Origin of the sequence: Streptomyces sp. AC558_RSS880 (genome assembly GCF_019049255.1) — a bacterium.
GTDB lineage: Bacteria > Actinomycetota > Actinomycetes > Streptomycetales > Streptomycetaceae > Streptomyces.
Window position 1 is genome coordinate 12,076 of record NZ_JAGMUJ010000085.1, and the last position, 16,220, is coordinate 28,295.

Sequence of the window (16,220 nt, forward strand, 5' to 3'; positions counted from 1 at the left end):
ACTCCTGGGGCCGTTCCCCGGCCGTCCCCGTGTCGCGTCCCCGGGCGTGTTCTTCCGTGCCCGGCAGTGCGGCCACCCGGGAGGTGGGGGACTCGGCGAGCCCGCCCGCTGTCGGTCGTGCCGCCGCGGACGGTCGCCGCAGGGCAGTCGGCCCAACCGGGAACGGGTACGGGCCGGCCGGAGGACCTACGCCCACACCGACGCCGCGTCCGAGAGGAGCCGACCGGTGAACACCACGCTGTCCGAGGCGCCCGGACGTGCCGCCGACGCGCCCCAGGTCTGCTGGCGGCCCGGCCCGGAGCCGGCCGCGTTCGACCCGGCCGGGATCTCCGCCTGCGCGGCCCGGATCCGTGAGCCTTTGTACGTGGTAGGCGGCGGATCCGGGTACGGGTTGGCCGTGGGCGGGACGCTCGGGCCTGGTGGGGGCCACCCGCTCGTCGGGCTGGCCCCACCGGTGTACCCGGAGTGGCTTGGCGACCGAGGCTTCGCCGAGGCACACGGAACACGGTTTCCCTACGTGGCCGGGGAGATGGCCAACGGGATCGCCACCACCCGGATGGTGACGGAGCTGGCCGGAGCCCGGCTCATGGGCTTCTTCGGCGCCGCCGGACTCGCCCCCGACCGGGTGGAACAGGCGGTGACGGAGCTGACCGCGGCGTTGGGCGACGCGCCCAACTGGGGCGTCAACCTGATCCATTCACCCGGCGAGCCCCGACTGGAGTCGCAGGTCGCCGACCTCCTGCTGCGTCACCGTGTACGCCGGATCTCGGCCTCCGCGTTCATGGACCTGACGCCCGCCGTCGTCCGCTGCGCGGCGGCCGGACTGCGGCGGGACGCCGACGGCCGGGTGGTCAGGGACACCTGTCTGTTCGCCAAGGTGTCCCGTCGTGAGGTGGCCGAGAAGTTCATGTCGCCTGCGCCGGAGGCGCTGTTGGACGCGCTGGTCCGGGACGGGGCTCTCACCGCCGAGCAGGGCCGGCTGGCCCGCCTGGTCCCGGTCGCCGAGGACGTGACCGTCGAGGCCGACAGCGGCGGTCACACCGACAGCCGTCCGCTGTCCGTGATCCTGCCCGAGCTGCTGGCGCTCCGGGACACCCTGGTGGCCAGGTACGGCTTCCTCCGCCCGATCCGGGTCGGTGCCGCGGGCGGTCTGGGCACCCCCGGCGCGGTGGCCGGTGCCTTCGCACTCGGCGCGGCCTACGTGATGACCGGATCGGTCAATCAACTGGCAGCAGAGTCCGGGGTGTCCGCGGACGCGCGGGAGCTGCTGGCCGGAGCCGGCGTCACCGACATGGCCATGGCCCCGGCCGCGGACATGTTCGAGCAGGGCATTCAGGTCCAGGTTTTGACGAGGGGCACCCTGTTCGCGGCGCGCGCCAAGCGACTGTACGACGTCTACCGGCGTCACCGGTCCCTGGCGGAGATCCCCGCCGAGACGCGGCACAGGCTGGAGAACGAAGTGTTCGGCGCGGACCTGGACGCGATCTGGGCGGACACCGAACGGTTCTGGCTACGGCGCGACCCCGGACAGCTGGCCAGAGCCGAACGCGACCCCAAGCACCGGATGGCCCTGGTATTCCGGTGGTACGTGGGCAACGCCAGCCGATGGGCGATCGAGGGCCGGCCGGAGCGCCGCACCGACTACCAGTTGTGGGCCGGTCCCTCGCTCGGCGCGTTCAACAACTGGGCCCGGGGCAGCCTGCTTGCCGATCCGTCCCGGCGCACCGTCACGCAGATCGCCTTGAATCTGCTGGAGGGCGCCGCCGTGATCACTCGCGCGCACCAGCTGCGTACCTTCGGGCTTTCCATACCGGACTCCGCCCTGACGTTCCGTCCCCGCAAACTCGCCTGACCCCTGCAGGAGTGTCCGCGCAGATGAGAGCAGAACGTGCCCAGGTTCCCGTCGCGGTGGTCGGTCTCGCCGCGTTCACCCCAGGCTCCCGAGACGTGGCAGGGTTCTGGCGGAACGTCCTCGCCGGCCGGGATCTCATGTCCGACGTACCGGTGGAGCGTTGGTCACCGGCCGACCACTACGACCCTGACCCGTTCGCTCCGGACAAGACCTACGTGCGGAGGGGCGCGTTCCTGCCTGACTTCGAGTTCGATCCGTTGGCGTACGGAATCCCGCCGAGCGACCTTGCGGCCACCGACACCGCCCAGCTGCTGGCCATGATGGCCGCGGGTGACCTGCTGGCCGACTGCGGCCTCGGGCAGATGACCGCACAACAGCGGGAACGGGTCGGGGTGGTGCTGGGCACCAGCGGCCTGGCCATGGGGTTCGAGGTGTCAGCGCGGCTCTCCCGGCCGGTGTGGAGAAGGGAACTCCTCGCCTCCGGTCTCGACCCGGCCGCGGCCGACGAGATCTGCGACCGGATCAGTGCCAACTTCCCTGCCTGGACCGAGGCGACCTTCCCCGGTCTGCTCGGCAACGTGGTGTCCGGCAGGATCGCCAACCGGTACGACCTGCACGGCGTCAACCACGTGACCGACGCCGCGTGTGCCTCGTCGCTGGCCGCGCTCTCCACCGGACTGGGTGAGCTCGCCCTCGGCAGCTGCGACCTGGTGATCTGCGGCGGCGTGGACGTGCTGAACGACATCACCATGTACGTGTGCTTCTCGAAGACTCCGGCGCTCTCTCCGACGGAGGACTGCCGGCCGTTCGCGGCCGACGCCGACGGCACCATGCTCGGCGAGGCCGTGATCATGTTCGCGCTGAAGCGGCTGGCCGACGCCGAACGCGACGGGGACCGGATCTACGCGGTGATCCGGGGCCTCGGCGCAGCGTCGGACGGCCGGAGCAAGGCCATCTACGCGCCGCTGGCCGCCGGCCAGGAACGGGCGCTGCGCCGGGCGTACGACGTGGCCGGGTACGGCCCGGAGAGCGTGGAACTCGTCGAGGCGCACGGCACCGGGACCAAGGCCGGTGACGCCGCCGAGTTCGCCGCGCTGAGGGAGGTGTTCCAGGCTGAAGGACGCCCTGACCGGCAGTGGTGCGCCTTGGGCTCGGCCAAGTCCCAGTTCGGGCACACCAAGTCCTCCGCCGGCGCCGTCGGAATGCTGAAAGCCGTACTCGCCCTGCACCACCGGGTGTTGCCTCCGACCATCAAAGTGGGGCGGCCCAACCCCGAACTTGAGCTCACCGATTCCCCCTTCTACCTGAACACCGCCACCCGGCCCTGGATCAGCGGCGCCGGTCGGCCGCGCCGCGCCGGCGTGTCGAGCTTCGGTTTCGGAGGCACCAACTTCCACGTCACGCTGGAGGAATACGTTCCCGCCAGGGGCGGCCGACGAGCCTGGCACCTCCCGGCGGCCCCCGGCGAACTCGTCCTGTTCAGCGCGCCCTCCCCCGGCGCACTGGCCGAACTGATCCGCCGGCCCCGGCCCGACCGGCCGTTGGCGGCGATCGCGCGGGAGTGTCAGGCGGCGTTCAGGACCGAACACCGGGCGAGGCTGGCCGTGGTGGCCGACGACGCCACCGATCTGGCGGGGCGGCTGGACGCGCTGGCGGTCCGGGTGGAGGCCGGGGTGCCGTTCTCCGCGCCCCGGGCGCACTTCGCCACCGGTGATCCCGCTCCCGGCCGGGTCGCTTTCCTCTTCCCCGGCCAGGGCGCGCAGTACGTGGGCATGGGCGCCGAACTCGCCATTCACCACAGGGCGGCCCGGGATGCCTGGGACGCGGTCGCGGCAGTCCTCCCGGTGCACCGGGAGGTGTTCCCGCCCCCCGTGTTCAGCGAGGAGGACCGTGCCTCGCTGGAGGCGGCACTGACCGCCACCGAGGTCGCTCAGCCGGCGTTGGCCGCGCACAGCCTGGCCCTGCTGGCCGTGCTGTCGGAACTGAAGCTGACGCCTGACTGCGTGGCAGGGCACAGCTTCGGTGAACTGGTCGCCCTGCACGCGGCGGGCTCCTTCGACGCCCCCACCCTGGTCCGGCTGGCCCGGCGGCGGGGGGAGCTGATGCGGGACGCGGCCACCACCGCCGGGAGGATGCTCGCGGTGAACGCGCCGCTGGAGCGCATCGAGGAGCTGACGGAGCAGGTGGACGGGGTGTGGGTCGCCCACCACAACGCGCCCCGGCAGGTCGTCCTGGCCGGCACGGACCAGGCATTGACCGCCGTGGAGGCCCGGTGCGCCGCGACCGGCGTGGTCATCCGCCGGCTGAACGCCGCCGCCGCGTTCCACAGTCCCCTGGTCGCCGACGCCACCGAGCCGTTCACCCGTTTCCTTGCCGACCTCACGGTTCACCGGCCGGCACGGACGGTGTACGCAGGAGCCGATGCGGCCCCGTACCGGCGCGAACCGGCGGCGGTGCGGCGCGGCATCGCCGCCCAGCTGGCCGCGCCGGCGCGGTTCGGCGACATGGTGGAGGCGATGTACGAGGACGGGGTGCGCACCTTCGTCGAGGTCGGGCCCGGCACCACCCTGACCGGGCTGACCGGTGAGGTACTCGGTGACCGTGAGCACGCGGCGATCAGCCTCGACCGGCGCGGAAGCCACGGGTTGGCCGCGTTCTACGACGGGCTGGGGCGGGCCGCGGTGCGCGGGGTCGCCATGGACCTGTCCGCGCTGTGGGAGGGGCACAAGCCCGTGCCCGAGCCGGATCGTGAGGAGAAGCCACGGATGACGGTCCTGATCAACGGCGGCAACCACCGCGATGACCATCGTGGCGGACGTGCCACTCCCGCAGCTCCGGGACCGGTGGCGTCGCCCGACGGGGCGCCGGGGCGGCCGGGACCGGTGGTGCCGCCCGCGGTGGTGTCGGAGGCGACACCACCGGTCCCGGGCCCGATGCCGGCGGCGCAATTGTCGGTCCAGCCGGTGGCCTGGTCGGCGCCGGTGTCCTCGGCCGGCCCGTCCCCGGAGCCGGTCCCGGATCTCGCCGAGCCGGCCGGGCCCGGCACGCAGGCACCGCTGATCCCCGGCCAGGTGGCCACGGACAGGCCCGGAGACATCCGGCCGGGCACGCCGGCTCCCGTGGCCACCCCGAGCGTCCGGTCCACCGGCTCGGCCCACCCCGCTCCGCCGACGGATTGGTTGCGGCTCCTGGCCGAGGCCCAGCGGCAGAGCGCGGAGGCGCATGCCACGTACCAACGGGTGACCGCGGAGAACCACCAGCTCTACCTGCGGACGGCGCATGCCTCGATGGAAGCCCTGCTCGGCGCCGCCGGTGTCCGTCTCCCCGCCGTCGGCGTGGACGACCCGCAGCCATGGCCCGTCGCAGAGGTCGCGGTGGGTGCCACCGGCGCGCAGGTCGTGCCCTCCGGTCAACCGGTCCACGCCCTCGTGCCGTCAGGTACGGTCCCCGGCTCTGGCCAGCCCTTCCGTTCCGGTTCGGGCGGCGACAGGGATGAGGCGACATCGGCTGTGCCGGCGCCACCCCCGCAGGCCACCGTCGTGCCGTCGCCCGTGGAGGCCCCGGCGCCCGGGCTGGTGCTGCTCGGGCCGCAACCGGACGCGTTGCGGCTGGACGGGCTGCCGCTGGACGCCGAGTCGATCGGCGCGCTGCTGCTGGAGGTGGTCGCCGAGCGCACCGGCTACCCGGCGGACATCATCAACCTCGACATGGAACTCGAGGCCGACCTGGGCATCGACTCCATCAAGAAGGTCGAAGTGCTCTCCCGGGTCCGCCAACGTGTGGGTGAACTGCCCGCAGCCGACCTGTCCGAGCTGGCGTCCTTGCGCACGCTGCGGGAGATCTCGGTCAAGGTCGCCCAGCTGGCGGGACAGATCGATGACGCCGGCAACCAGGCGTCCGCCGGTCCGTCGCCGGTGTCCCCGAAGACTCCCGGGACTTCCGCCCCCGGATCCCCGGTGTCCCCCCAGACCCCCGGGACCTCCGCCCCCGAATCCCCCGAGGACGTGGACTCCGAGCCCGCCGCCGGTCCGGAAGCCACCGATGCCCCCGCCGCCGAAGTCCCCACCACCACCAGCCGTCCGGAGCCGGTCCGCCTGGCGGTACGCGCCCTGCCGCTGGCGCCGGCCGGGCTGGCCCTGGCCGGTCTGCGCGACCGGGAGCTCCTCGTGCTCGACGACTCCACCCGGGTGGGTCATCTGCTGGTCGAGGAACTCGCGGCCCACGGTGTGCCGGCCCGGCTCGTCACCGGTCTTCCGGCCGAGGCACGGTCGGTGATCCTGCTGGACAAGGGCGACGACCCGCCGGCCGCCTTCGCGGCGGTCCGGGGGCTGGCCGACCGGCTCAGCTCGGCCGGCGGCCTCCTGGTCACCGTGCAGGACACCGGGGGCGACTTCGGGCTGAGCGGAAACGGCGGCCGGCCGGTCCATGGTGGTCTGGACGCACTGGCCAGGACCGCCGCCCGGGAGTGGCCCCTGGCCACGGTGAAGGCCATCGACTGCGCACGCACCGGGCGCAGTGACAAGCAGGTCGCTGCCGCGATCGCCGCCGAGCTCACCGCAGGCGGGCCGTCGATCACGGTCGGTCTCCCCGCCGACGGAAGCCGGACGGTTCCGCTGGCGTGCCCCGTCGCACCCGGCCCCGTCGAACCCCGGGCCGATGCCGACTCGGTGATCGTGGTCACCGGCGGCGCACGCGGCGTCACTGCGTCGGCGATCCGCGAACTCGCGGCCGCCCACCGGCCCAGACTGGTGCTGCTCGGCCGTACCGCACTGGCCGAGGAGCCCGCGGGGCTGGCCGGGGCCACCGACGAGGCGGGCCTGATCCGGCTGCTCGCCACCGGCCCCCGCCAGGCCCCACCAGCCGAACTCGCCGCCGAAGCGCGGCGCGTGCTGGCCGTACGTGAGGTCCGGCAGACCCTGCAGGCCCTGAAGGATGCGGGCTCGCCGACGCGCTACCTGTCCGTGGACACCCGGGACGAGGTGGTCCTGCGCGACGCCCTGGCCGAGGTACGCCGGGACTGGGGCCCGATCACCGGGGTGGTGCACGGCGCCGGGGTGATCGCCGACCGGTTGATCGGTGCCAAGACCAACGAGCAGTTCGCCCTGGTGTACTCCACCAAGGTGGACGGGCTGCGCGCCCTGCTGGCCGCCACCGCCGACGACCCGCTCTCCCTGCTCGTGGCGTTCACCTCGGCCTCCGGAGTGTTCGGCAGCCCGGGGCAGGCCGACTACGCGATGGCCAACACCGCCGTCGACCACCTGCTCTCCGCGTACGCCGCCGCCCATCCCGGTTGCCTGACACGCTCTTTGGCCTGGGGTCCTTGGGACGGCGGCATGGTCACCCGGACGATCGCGGAACGGTTCCGCGCCGCCGGGGTCGAGCTGATCGAACCGGCTGCCGGAGCGCGCGCGTTCGTCGCCGAACTCGCCGACCCCGGCGGGCCCACCCGGGTGCTGCGCGCCGCCGGGGACGTGGCTCCCGACGTCCTTGCCGGGCAGGGACCGGTCGCCGAACTGACCCTCGCCCGGCCGCAGTACGCGCTGCTGGACGACCACCGGATCGACGGGGCACCGGTGGTTCCGGTCGCCGTCCTGGTGCACTGGTTCACCGGGCTGGCCCGGTCCTGGCGGCCGGACACCGGCCCGTTGGTCCTCCACGACCTGCGGGTACTGCGCAGGATCGAACTGCAGGAACCGGGCGAGAGGCTCGTGCTGCGCGGCCGGACGAGGACGGACGGGTCCGCACGGCGCGGCGGTCTCACCGTCGAACTGGGCGCCGTGGGGGCCAAGTACGCCGGCACGGTGGTCGCCGACGGCCCGCCGCCGGACCCGCACCGCTGGCGGACGCCGGAAGGCCTCGAAGAGGTCCCCGAACCGTACGACGGACCGGCGCTCTTCCACGGCCCGGTGTTCCAGGTCCTGGACCAGGTCCGGCTCGGCGCCGACGGGGGTGTGGCCGCGCTCCGCCCCCGGGACGTCGAGCCCTGGCTGGCCGTGCCCTGGACGGTGGACGTCGCCGCGCTCGACGGCGCCCTCCAACTCGCCGTCGGCTGGACGTTGCGGGCCGGTGTCGGGGCGGCGCTGCCGATGTCGATCCAGGAGTGCCGGATCCACCGGGCGGGGACCGACTGGGGAGCCGCGCGCGTCGTCGTCTCGGCACGACGGACCGACGGGATGTCCGCCGAGTGCGACGCGGCCGTCCTGTCCGAGGACGGCACCGTGCTGGCCGAGCTGCTCGGGGTGGAGCTGATCCGCCGGCCCGACCCGACCGAGGGCTGACGCGAATGCGTTCTCCGGAAGCGACTCCTCGGCAGGCGCCGTTCTTCGAACCGGTCGCGATCGTCGGGCGCGGCTGTGTACTGCCCGGTGCGCTCGACCCGGACACCTTCTGGGCCCAGATCGCCGCAGGCCGTTCCGCCCTGTCACCGGTGCCCGACGGACGCTGGCGGGTGCCGCCGGCACGGGTGTCGGGTGCACCTGGTGACACCGATCGGATCTGGACCGACATCGGAGGCTACGTCCACGGCTTCGACGAGGCGTTCGACCCGACCGGGTTCGAGCTGCCCCCGGCCGAGATCGCCCCACTGGACCGGGTGTTCCGCTGGGTCCTGCACGCCGGCCGGCAGGCGTTGGACGAGGCGGGCCGGCCCGATCTCGGCCGCGCGGGGCTGGTCCTGGGCAACCTGGCGTACCCGACCACGGCCATGGCCCGTTACGCCGAGCACGTGTGGCTGTCCGGTTGGGGGCGGCCGGGGCCGAGCGACGACTTCCGCCCTGATCCCCTGAACCGGTTCGGGGCCGGTCTCCCCGCCCATCTGGCCGTTCGCGCGCTCGGCCTCGGCGCCGGCGGTCATGCCCTGGACGCCGCCTGCGCCTCCTCCCTGTACGCGGTGAAAGCCGGCTGCGACCGGCTGCGGGACGGGGACGCCGACCTCGTGCTGGCCGGGGCGGTGGCCGCCGCCGACAGCCTCTACATCCATCAGGGGTTCTGCGCGCTGACCGCGTTGAGCCGGTCGGGCCGTAGCCGTCCCTTCCACCGGGAGGCGGACGGACTGGTGCCCGCCGAGGGCGCGGTGCTGTTCGCACTGGCCCGGCTCGATGACGCACTCGCCCAGGGCATGCCGGTCCTGGGCGTGATCCGAGGCATCGGGCTGAGCAACGACGGCGTGGGCGGTGGCCTACTGGCCCCGGACCGGGTCGGTCAGGAGCGCGCCGTGCGCGCCGCCTACGCCTCGGCCGGGATCGCACCGGAGACTGTTTCGCTGGTCGAGTGCCACGCGCCAGGCACCCCGAGCGGGGACGTGACCGAGGCACTGGTGATGCGTGAGGTGTTCGCTGATGCGGTGGACCTGCCGATCGGTTCGGTCAAGTCCAACCTGGGACACCCGCTCGCGGCGGCCGGCGGTGCTGGTCTGCTGAAGGTTCTCGGTGCGTTGCGTGCCCGGGTGCGGCCGCCGTCCCTGCACGCGGACGCGCCGTTGGACATGCTCGCCGGAACGCCGCTGCGACTGCTGCGGGAGGCCGAGGAGTGGCGCGGGCGGCGCAGGGCAGCGGTCAGCGCGTTCGGATTCGGCGGCGCCAACGCGCATGTGGTCGTCGATGCCTGGGAGCCCGGTCGGGCCGCATCCACCGCTGCCCTCTCCCCCCGCCCTGTTTCCAGCCGGCCACGGGTGGACCAGCGGGTGGCGATCGTGGCGATCGGTGCACGGGCCGGGTCGGGGGCCAGCTACCGGGACCTGTGTCACGCGGTCCTGGACGGCGCGCCCAGCCTTGGCCCCCGGCGCTCCATCGAGGTCGCGCTGGCCGGGCTGCGGTTCCCTCCGGCCGATCTGGCCGAGGCGTTGCCGCAGCAGGTCCTTGCCTTGGAGGCGGCCCGGGAAGCCGCCTCCGCGACCCGGCTGCCGCCCGACCGGACGATGGTCCTGATCGGCATGGGCACGGACCCCGAGGCGGCGCGTCCCGGTGCCCGCTGGCGTGCGCCGGGCTGGGAAACCGCCTCCGGCCTGCCCGCTCCGGTGCCGGACTGGCCGGACGCCTTCCGCGCTCCGCTGGTCCCGGAAACCGTGCCGGGCACCATGCCCAACCTGGTGGCCCACCGGATCAACGCCCAACTGGACCTGCGCGGCCCCAGCCATGTGGTCTGCGCGGAGCAGGCGTCCGGCCTGGTCGCCCTGGATCTGGGGGCGCGGGCGCTGCGGGCGGGGGAGGCGGACGCGGTGCTCGCCGGCGCGGTCGACCTGTCCCATGAGCCCGTGCACCTGGCGGCGCTGGGCGCGCTGGGAGATCACCGGCCCGGTGGTGACGTGGCCGTCGTCCTGGTGTTGAAACGCCTGACCGACGCCGAGCAGGACGGCGACCAGGTCATCGCGTTGCTCGACCACGCGACGGCCCGGACGGCCCCCGCCGGCCTGCTGGTCGGCGACGCGGACGCCGGAGGCACGGACGGGACCCACCGGCTCCGGGATCACGAGGTCCCGCCCGATCGTGACGGCGACAAGATCGACAGGGGCCGGGCGGGGAACCAGGAGGACGGGGACGACCGGGACGTGATCGGAGGGGACGGCGAGCCGGCCGGCCGGCCGCCCACGCCCCGCGTCACCGCCCGGTACGACCACAGCGAACTGTTCGGGACGGCCCATGCCGCGCACGGTGCGCTCGCCGTGGCGGTGGCCGCGATCGCGGTCCACCACCAGGCGGTGCCACGGTCGGGTGCGGCCGCGCTGCCCGCCGACGCGCCCCTGACCGCCTGCGCCCGGGTGACCCCCCTGGGCGCCTCCCCGATGTCGGTCCGCCTGCGTCCGGCCGGCCCGCCGCTGCCCTGGTCCTCGATCGCGCCCCGCTCCCACGTGTTCTCCGGCGCCGATCGGGCCGAGGTACTGGCCGCACTGGCCGACGGACGGGAGTCCGACACCGGTCCCGCTCGCCTCGTGGTGGTGGTCGACCAGGTCTCCGAGACGCTGCGCGAACGGCTGGCGGTCGCACGCCACTGGTTGACGTCCGGCGGGCCCCGCCCGGACCGGATCGCCTACCAGGACGCCCCCACGAGCGGAGAGGTGGCTTTCGTCTTCCCCAGCGGCCAGGCGAGCTATCCCGGGTGCGGGGCGGAACTACGACTCGCCCTGCGCGCCCCCCGCACCGAGGAAGCCGCCCGGCCCGTCCCGGTGCCGGAGCCCCGGCACTCCACCGGCACCGCCCCGGTCCCGGTCGTGACGCGGATCCGGGACACCACCGAACTCGCCGCCCTGCACGGCGAGATCACCCAGAGCCTGCTGGGGCTGCGGCCGGACGCGGCGATCGGCTTCTCCTCCGGGGAGTCCACCGCACTGATCGTGCTCGGGGCGTGGCCCGACGCGGCCGGCCTGTACCAGGCGGTCTCCGACAGCGACGTTTTCCGGTTCGACCTGTCCGGGGAGTTCCGCGCGGCGCACCGGTTCTGGCGCGGACACGGCCAGGAGCGGGGGCGTTGGGCCGAGTACCTGGTGCACGCGACCCCAGCCGACGTGCGCGCCGCCCTGGCAGGCGAACCACTGGCCCACCTGCTCGCCGTCGACTCGCCCGACACGTGCGTGATCGGCGGACTGGACGCGGCCTGCCGGCGCGTGCTGGACCGGATCGGCCCCGGGCTCCCGATGGCCGACGGGTACCAGATGGTGGCGCACGCCCCCGAGGCGAACCAGGTCGCGGCCGCATTTCGCGCCCTGCACCGCCGGCCGACCAGTCCCACGCCGGGTATCCGCTATTACAGCGCGGCCACCGGCGAGCCGTACCCGGTCGATCCGGACCACGTCGCGGACGCGCTGCTCACCCAGATGACCAGCACGCTCGACTACCCGAAGGTGGTCGAGCGGGCCTGGACGGACGGGGTGCGCGTGCTGATCGAGCATGGCCCGCAGAGCGGGCGCACCCGGTCGATCCGCCGGATCCTGGCGGACCGGGACCACCTGGCGGTGGCGCTCGATGTGCCGGGACGGGGCCTGCGGCAGCTGTGCGACGCGGTCGCCGAACTCGTCGCCGCCGGGGTCTGCCCTGATCCCGCGCCGCTGTTCGACCGGCTCACAGCGGCCGCCAGGCTGCCGGCTGATCCGGGGAGGACGATCACCCTGCCGGCGCACCCGCCCGCGATCCGGCTGCCCGGAACAGATCATCCGGAGCAGCGGATGGAACCTGCGCCGGTATCGCCTCCGGCGACGGTACCGACGAAACCGGTCGGCGCGCCGGCCGGTCCCGGTACGGCGGTCCCCTCCGATGCCCAGGGCTCGGCCTCGCCGCGTGCCAGAGCTGTACCCGTCGCACGAGCCGCGTCGATCGGCCCGGTGACCGCTGCGGATCACCCGGTGCCGCCCCTTGCCCCTGCGAACCACCGGGCGCCGGCCGTGGCCGCTGCCGACGATCCGGTGCCGGCACTTGCCGCCGCCCACCACGCCCGTCTCGCCGTCGCCCAACAGGAGTTCCTGGAACGGCAGGGCCAGGCTCACGCGGCGTTCCTCCGCACCCGGCAGCTGGTGATCGGCTCGATCACCGCCGTGACGGCCGGCGGTGACCGAGCCCTGTCCCCCGCCCCGGATCCCGCGCACCTGCCGCAGGCCATCGAGCCCGCGCCGGTGGCGATCCCGTCACCGGGCTCTCCGCCCCTGCCGTGGCGACCGGCAGTACCGGAGCGGCCCACGCGGGGACTGTCGCTGCCCCTGGACCGTGCCCGGCTGGAGTACCTGGCGCACGGGCGGATCTCCGACGTCTTCGGTCCCGCCTTCCGCGCGCAGGACCACAAGCGACGGCAGACCCGGTTGCCGCGCCCTCCGATGCTCCTGGTGGACCGGGTCACCCGGCTCGACGCGGAACCCGGCTCGATGTCCACCGGCACGGTTCACACAGAGACCTACGTCGCCCCGGACGCCTGGTACCTGGATCCGGCCGGCCGGATGCCCGCGGGCCTGTTCATCGAGGCCGGCCAGGCCGACCTGCTGCTGATCAGCTGGCTCGGGGCGGACCTGCTCGACCACGGCGACCGGGTCTACCGGCTGCTGGGCTGCGAGGTGACGTACCACGGACCGCGGCCGGCCGTCGGGGAGACGCTGCGGTACGAGATCCACGTCGAGGGCCATGCCGAACACGACGGCGTGCGGCTGTTCTTCTTCCGCAGCGACTGCTACGTCGGGGAGGAGCTGCGGCTGTCGGTACGCCAGGGCCAGGCCGGTTACTTCACCGACGCGGAACTCGCCGGTTCGCAAGGAGTGCTCTGGAGCCCGGAACCGTCACCGGCAGGGGCGGTCGACCCGCCCGCTGTTCCTCCGGCCGCCACCGCTTTCGGTCCCGACGCCGTACGCGCCTTCGCCGAGGGCCGACCGGCGGACTGTTTCGGCCCCGGCTGGGATGTGTCGCGCGCCCATGTGCGTACCCCGACTCCCGGGGAGGGCCGGCTGTGGCTGCTGGACGAGGTGAGCGAACTCGACCCCGCCGGGGGCCCCTGGGGTCGTGGCTACCTGCGTGCGGAGAGCGAGGTCCGGCCTGACGACTGGTTCTTCGACGGCCACTTCCACAACGATCCCTGCATGCCTGGCACGCTCATGTTCGAGGGCTGCGTGCAGGCGATGGCGTTCTATCTGGCCGCGCTGGGCTTCACACTTGACCGGGACGGCTGGCGGTTCGAGCCGGTGTCCGACGAGTCCTACCGGATGCGCTGCCGGGGGCAGGTCACCCCCCAGAGCCGTCGGGTCCGCTACGAGGTGTTCGTCAGCGGACTGTCGTCCCATCCTCGGCCCACGCTCCGTGCCGACCTGCTCTGCACGGTGGACGGCCTGCCCGCTTTCCACGCCTCCGGGGTGGGGCTGGCACTGGTCCCGGACTGGCCCCTGGAGTACTGGCGGTGGCTGGGGCCGCCCGCCGTTCAGACCAGTGGGGCACCGGTGCCGCTACCGGTGCTCGGTGGCCTGCGCGGTCTGTACCCCGACCCGGCGGCGGCCACTCTCGCCGGACGGAGCGCGGACTTCCCGCTGATGCTGGCCGCAGCCTGGGGCCGGCCCAGCACGTTCGGCACCCGTGGAACCCGGTTCGACGGCGGCAAGCGCTGCGCTCGACTGCCGGGCCCGCCCTACCTGTTCGTCACCCGCATCGTCGACGCCGGCCTCGAACCGGACCGGCCGCGCCCGGGTTCCTGGCTGGTCGCCGAGTACGACGTACCGGAACAGGCCTGGTACTTCGAGGAGAACGGCACCCGGGTGATGCCGTTCGCGGTGCTCAACGAGGTGGTCCTGCAACCGTGCGGGATGGCCGCGAGCCTGCTCGTGCCGCAACCACCGGACGCCCCCGAACTGTTCTTCCGCAACCTGCAGGGGACCGGCACCGTCCTGCGGGACATCCCGGCCGGGACCCGCACCCTGCGCACCAGGGTCGAGCTGGGGGACCTCTCGCAGTTCGACGGCGTCACCCTCGTCCCGTTCGAGGTCTCCTGCGAGGCGGTCGACGAGACCGGCGCCCTGCTGCCGCTCATGGAACTGTCCACGCAGTTCGGGTACTTCCCGGCGGCCTCGTTCGCCCTGCAGCCCGGATTGCCCCCCACCGCCACCGAACGCGCCCGGCTGGCCGAACCCTGCGACCGGGTGGTGGAGCTGCGGCATCGTCAAGAACGCTACGGCTCCGGCTCCCTGCGGCTGCCCGGACCGATGCTGCTGATGCTGGACCGAATCACCGGGTACTGGCCCGATGCCGGACGGGCGGGACTTGGCCGGCTGCGCGCCGAGCGCAAGGTCGACGCCGGGGACTGGTACTTCCGCGCCCACTTCTTCACCGACCCGGTACAACCCGGATCCCTCGGCCTCGAAGGTGTGGTCCAGCTGCTCCAGTGGTACCTCCTCGAACGCGACGCCGGCACCGGGCTGACCGCCCCACGCTTCGAGTCCGTGGCCGTCGGTCACGAGGTGCGCTGGCTCTACCGGGGCCAGGTGGTGCCGAGCGACGGCGTGGTCACGTTCGAGGCCGAGATCACCGAGTACGGGACCGACGCGCGCGGCCGATACGTACGTGCCGAGGCCTGGCTGTGGATCGACGGACGTCGCATCTACCACCTGCCCCGCATCGGGGTCCGGGTGGTCGACGGCCATCCGGCCGTGCGGGAGCTGGAGCTGGACCCGGCAGTGGACACCTGGCTGGACGACCACCGGCCCAACTTCGCGGTTCCCGCGGTGCCCCTGATGACCACGGTGGATCAACTCGCCATCGCCACGGCCAGGCTGACCGGTCAACCGGTCGTCGGCCTGCGCGAGGTTCAGCTGCACCGCTGGCTTCCCCTGCCCGGCCCCACGCGGATCCGTACCGACGCCGAACCGGCGGCCGGGGAAGGGACCGCGGTTCGTCTCTCCGTCTGGCGGGAGGCCGGTGAACTGTCCGGGTACGAGGTGGTCGGCGAGGCCACCGTACTGACCGGAACCGTGCCGGGGCCTCCCCCGGCCCTGCTTCCTCCGCTCCCCGACGGCCGGCCGCAGCCGGACCCGTACGAGGCCGCGGAGCTGTTCCACGGCCCGGCGCTGCAGTACCTGACCTCACTGACCGTGGGCTCCACCGGCTCCAGCGCGGTGCTCGACGCCGGACGGGGCACCACGCCGTTCGGCCAGCTGGGGCAAGGGCTGCTCGACGGTTTCCTGCACGCCATCCCGTCCCAGTCGCTCTGGCGGTGGATTCCTGGCCTGTCCCAGGACCTGGTCGGCTACCCCCACCGGTTACCCTGGCTGGACCTGTATGAGCCGCTGCCGACCAGCGGTGAGCTGCGGGTCGAGGCCCGGTTCGCCGGCTTCGACCAGGGGCACCACCTGCTGCCGGTGATCGACGTCCAGGCCCAGATCGGCACCCGGGTCGTGGCGCGCCTGAGGCTGGTGGAGATCCTGGTGCGCCTGCCGGGGATCGAACGGGCGCCGCTGCGGGACCGCAGGGCCTTCGCGACGGGCCTCCGGTATGTCCCCACCGCCAGTCTGTCCAGCACCCGGGACGGGATCACCACACTCTCCGTCGACACGGTCCGCCGGCTCGACACCCTGCCGGGCACCACCTCACGGATCTACCGGCTTCCGGCCGGTCTTCCGCTACCCGAACGCAGCACGCGCATCGCCGTCAAGGAGCACGTATCCGGCCTGGCCAGGGCCCATCCCGGACAGATCGAGGTGGCAGCCGACCTGCGCTCGGCCTGGGTGGCCGGTGCCCCCGGCACGGTCTGGCCGGTGCGGGTCGAACACGAAGCGGGCGTGGTGGTGGTGCGTTGCCCTCTCCCCGACTGAGATGCCTGACCCGGGGTCCGGTACGGTGCCGGCTCCCGCCAAGTGGACCGGCCGTAGGTACCTCTGAGGGGCGCTGTCACATTATTGGGTGCGTGGGTCTCTGGC

At 73.6% G+C, this 16,220-nt stretch carries 3 protein-coding genes; all 3 read left to right on the top strand.

From position 1 onward, the window contains the following. Window positions 1-226: 226 nt before the first annotated feature. The 3 genes from KUM38_RS27085 to KUM38_RS27095 are packed head-to-tail and all read left to right on the top strand — an operon-like array spanning window position 227 to window position 16,115. Window positions 227-1,852 carry a PfaD family polyunsaturated fatty acid/polyketide biosynthesis protein gene (locus KUM38_RS27085; RefSeq protein WP_217132857.1) on the top strand — a complete coding sequence of 542 codons (1,626 nt, stop codon included), beginning with the start codon at window positions 227-229 and terminating at the stop codon, window positions 1,850-1,852. A 23-nt stretch (window positions 1,853-1,875) separates the two neighbouring features. After that, on the top strand, window positions 1,876-8,130 hold the full coding sequence (locus KUM38_RS27090; RefSeq protein ID WP_217132858.1) for a type I polyketide synthase: 6,255 nt from the start codon (window positions 1,876-1,878) through the stop codon (window positions 8,128-8,130). 5 nt (window positions 8,131-8,135) lie between these two features. Beyond that, window positions 8,136-16,115 carry a beta-ketoacyl synthase N-terminal-like domain-containing protein gene (locus tag KUM38_RS27095; protein ID WP_254397812.1) on the top strand — a complete coding sequence of 2,660 codons (7,980 nt, stop codon included), beginning with the start codon at window positions 8,136-8,138 and terminating at the stop codon, window positions 16,113-16,115. The last annotated feature ends 105 nt before the right edge of the window (window positions 16,116-16,220 follow it).

Coding starts and splice junctions, on each gene's coding strand:
- KUM38_RS27095 (WP_254397812.1), top strand. CDS start 8,136: ATGCGTTCTCCGGAAGCGACTCCTCGGCAGGCGCCGTTCTTCGAACCG.
- KUM38_RS27090 (WP_217132858.1), top strand. CDS start 1,876: ATGAGAGCAGAACGTGCCCAGGTTCCCGTCGCGGTGGTCGGTCTCGCC.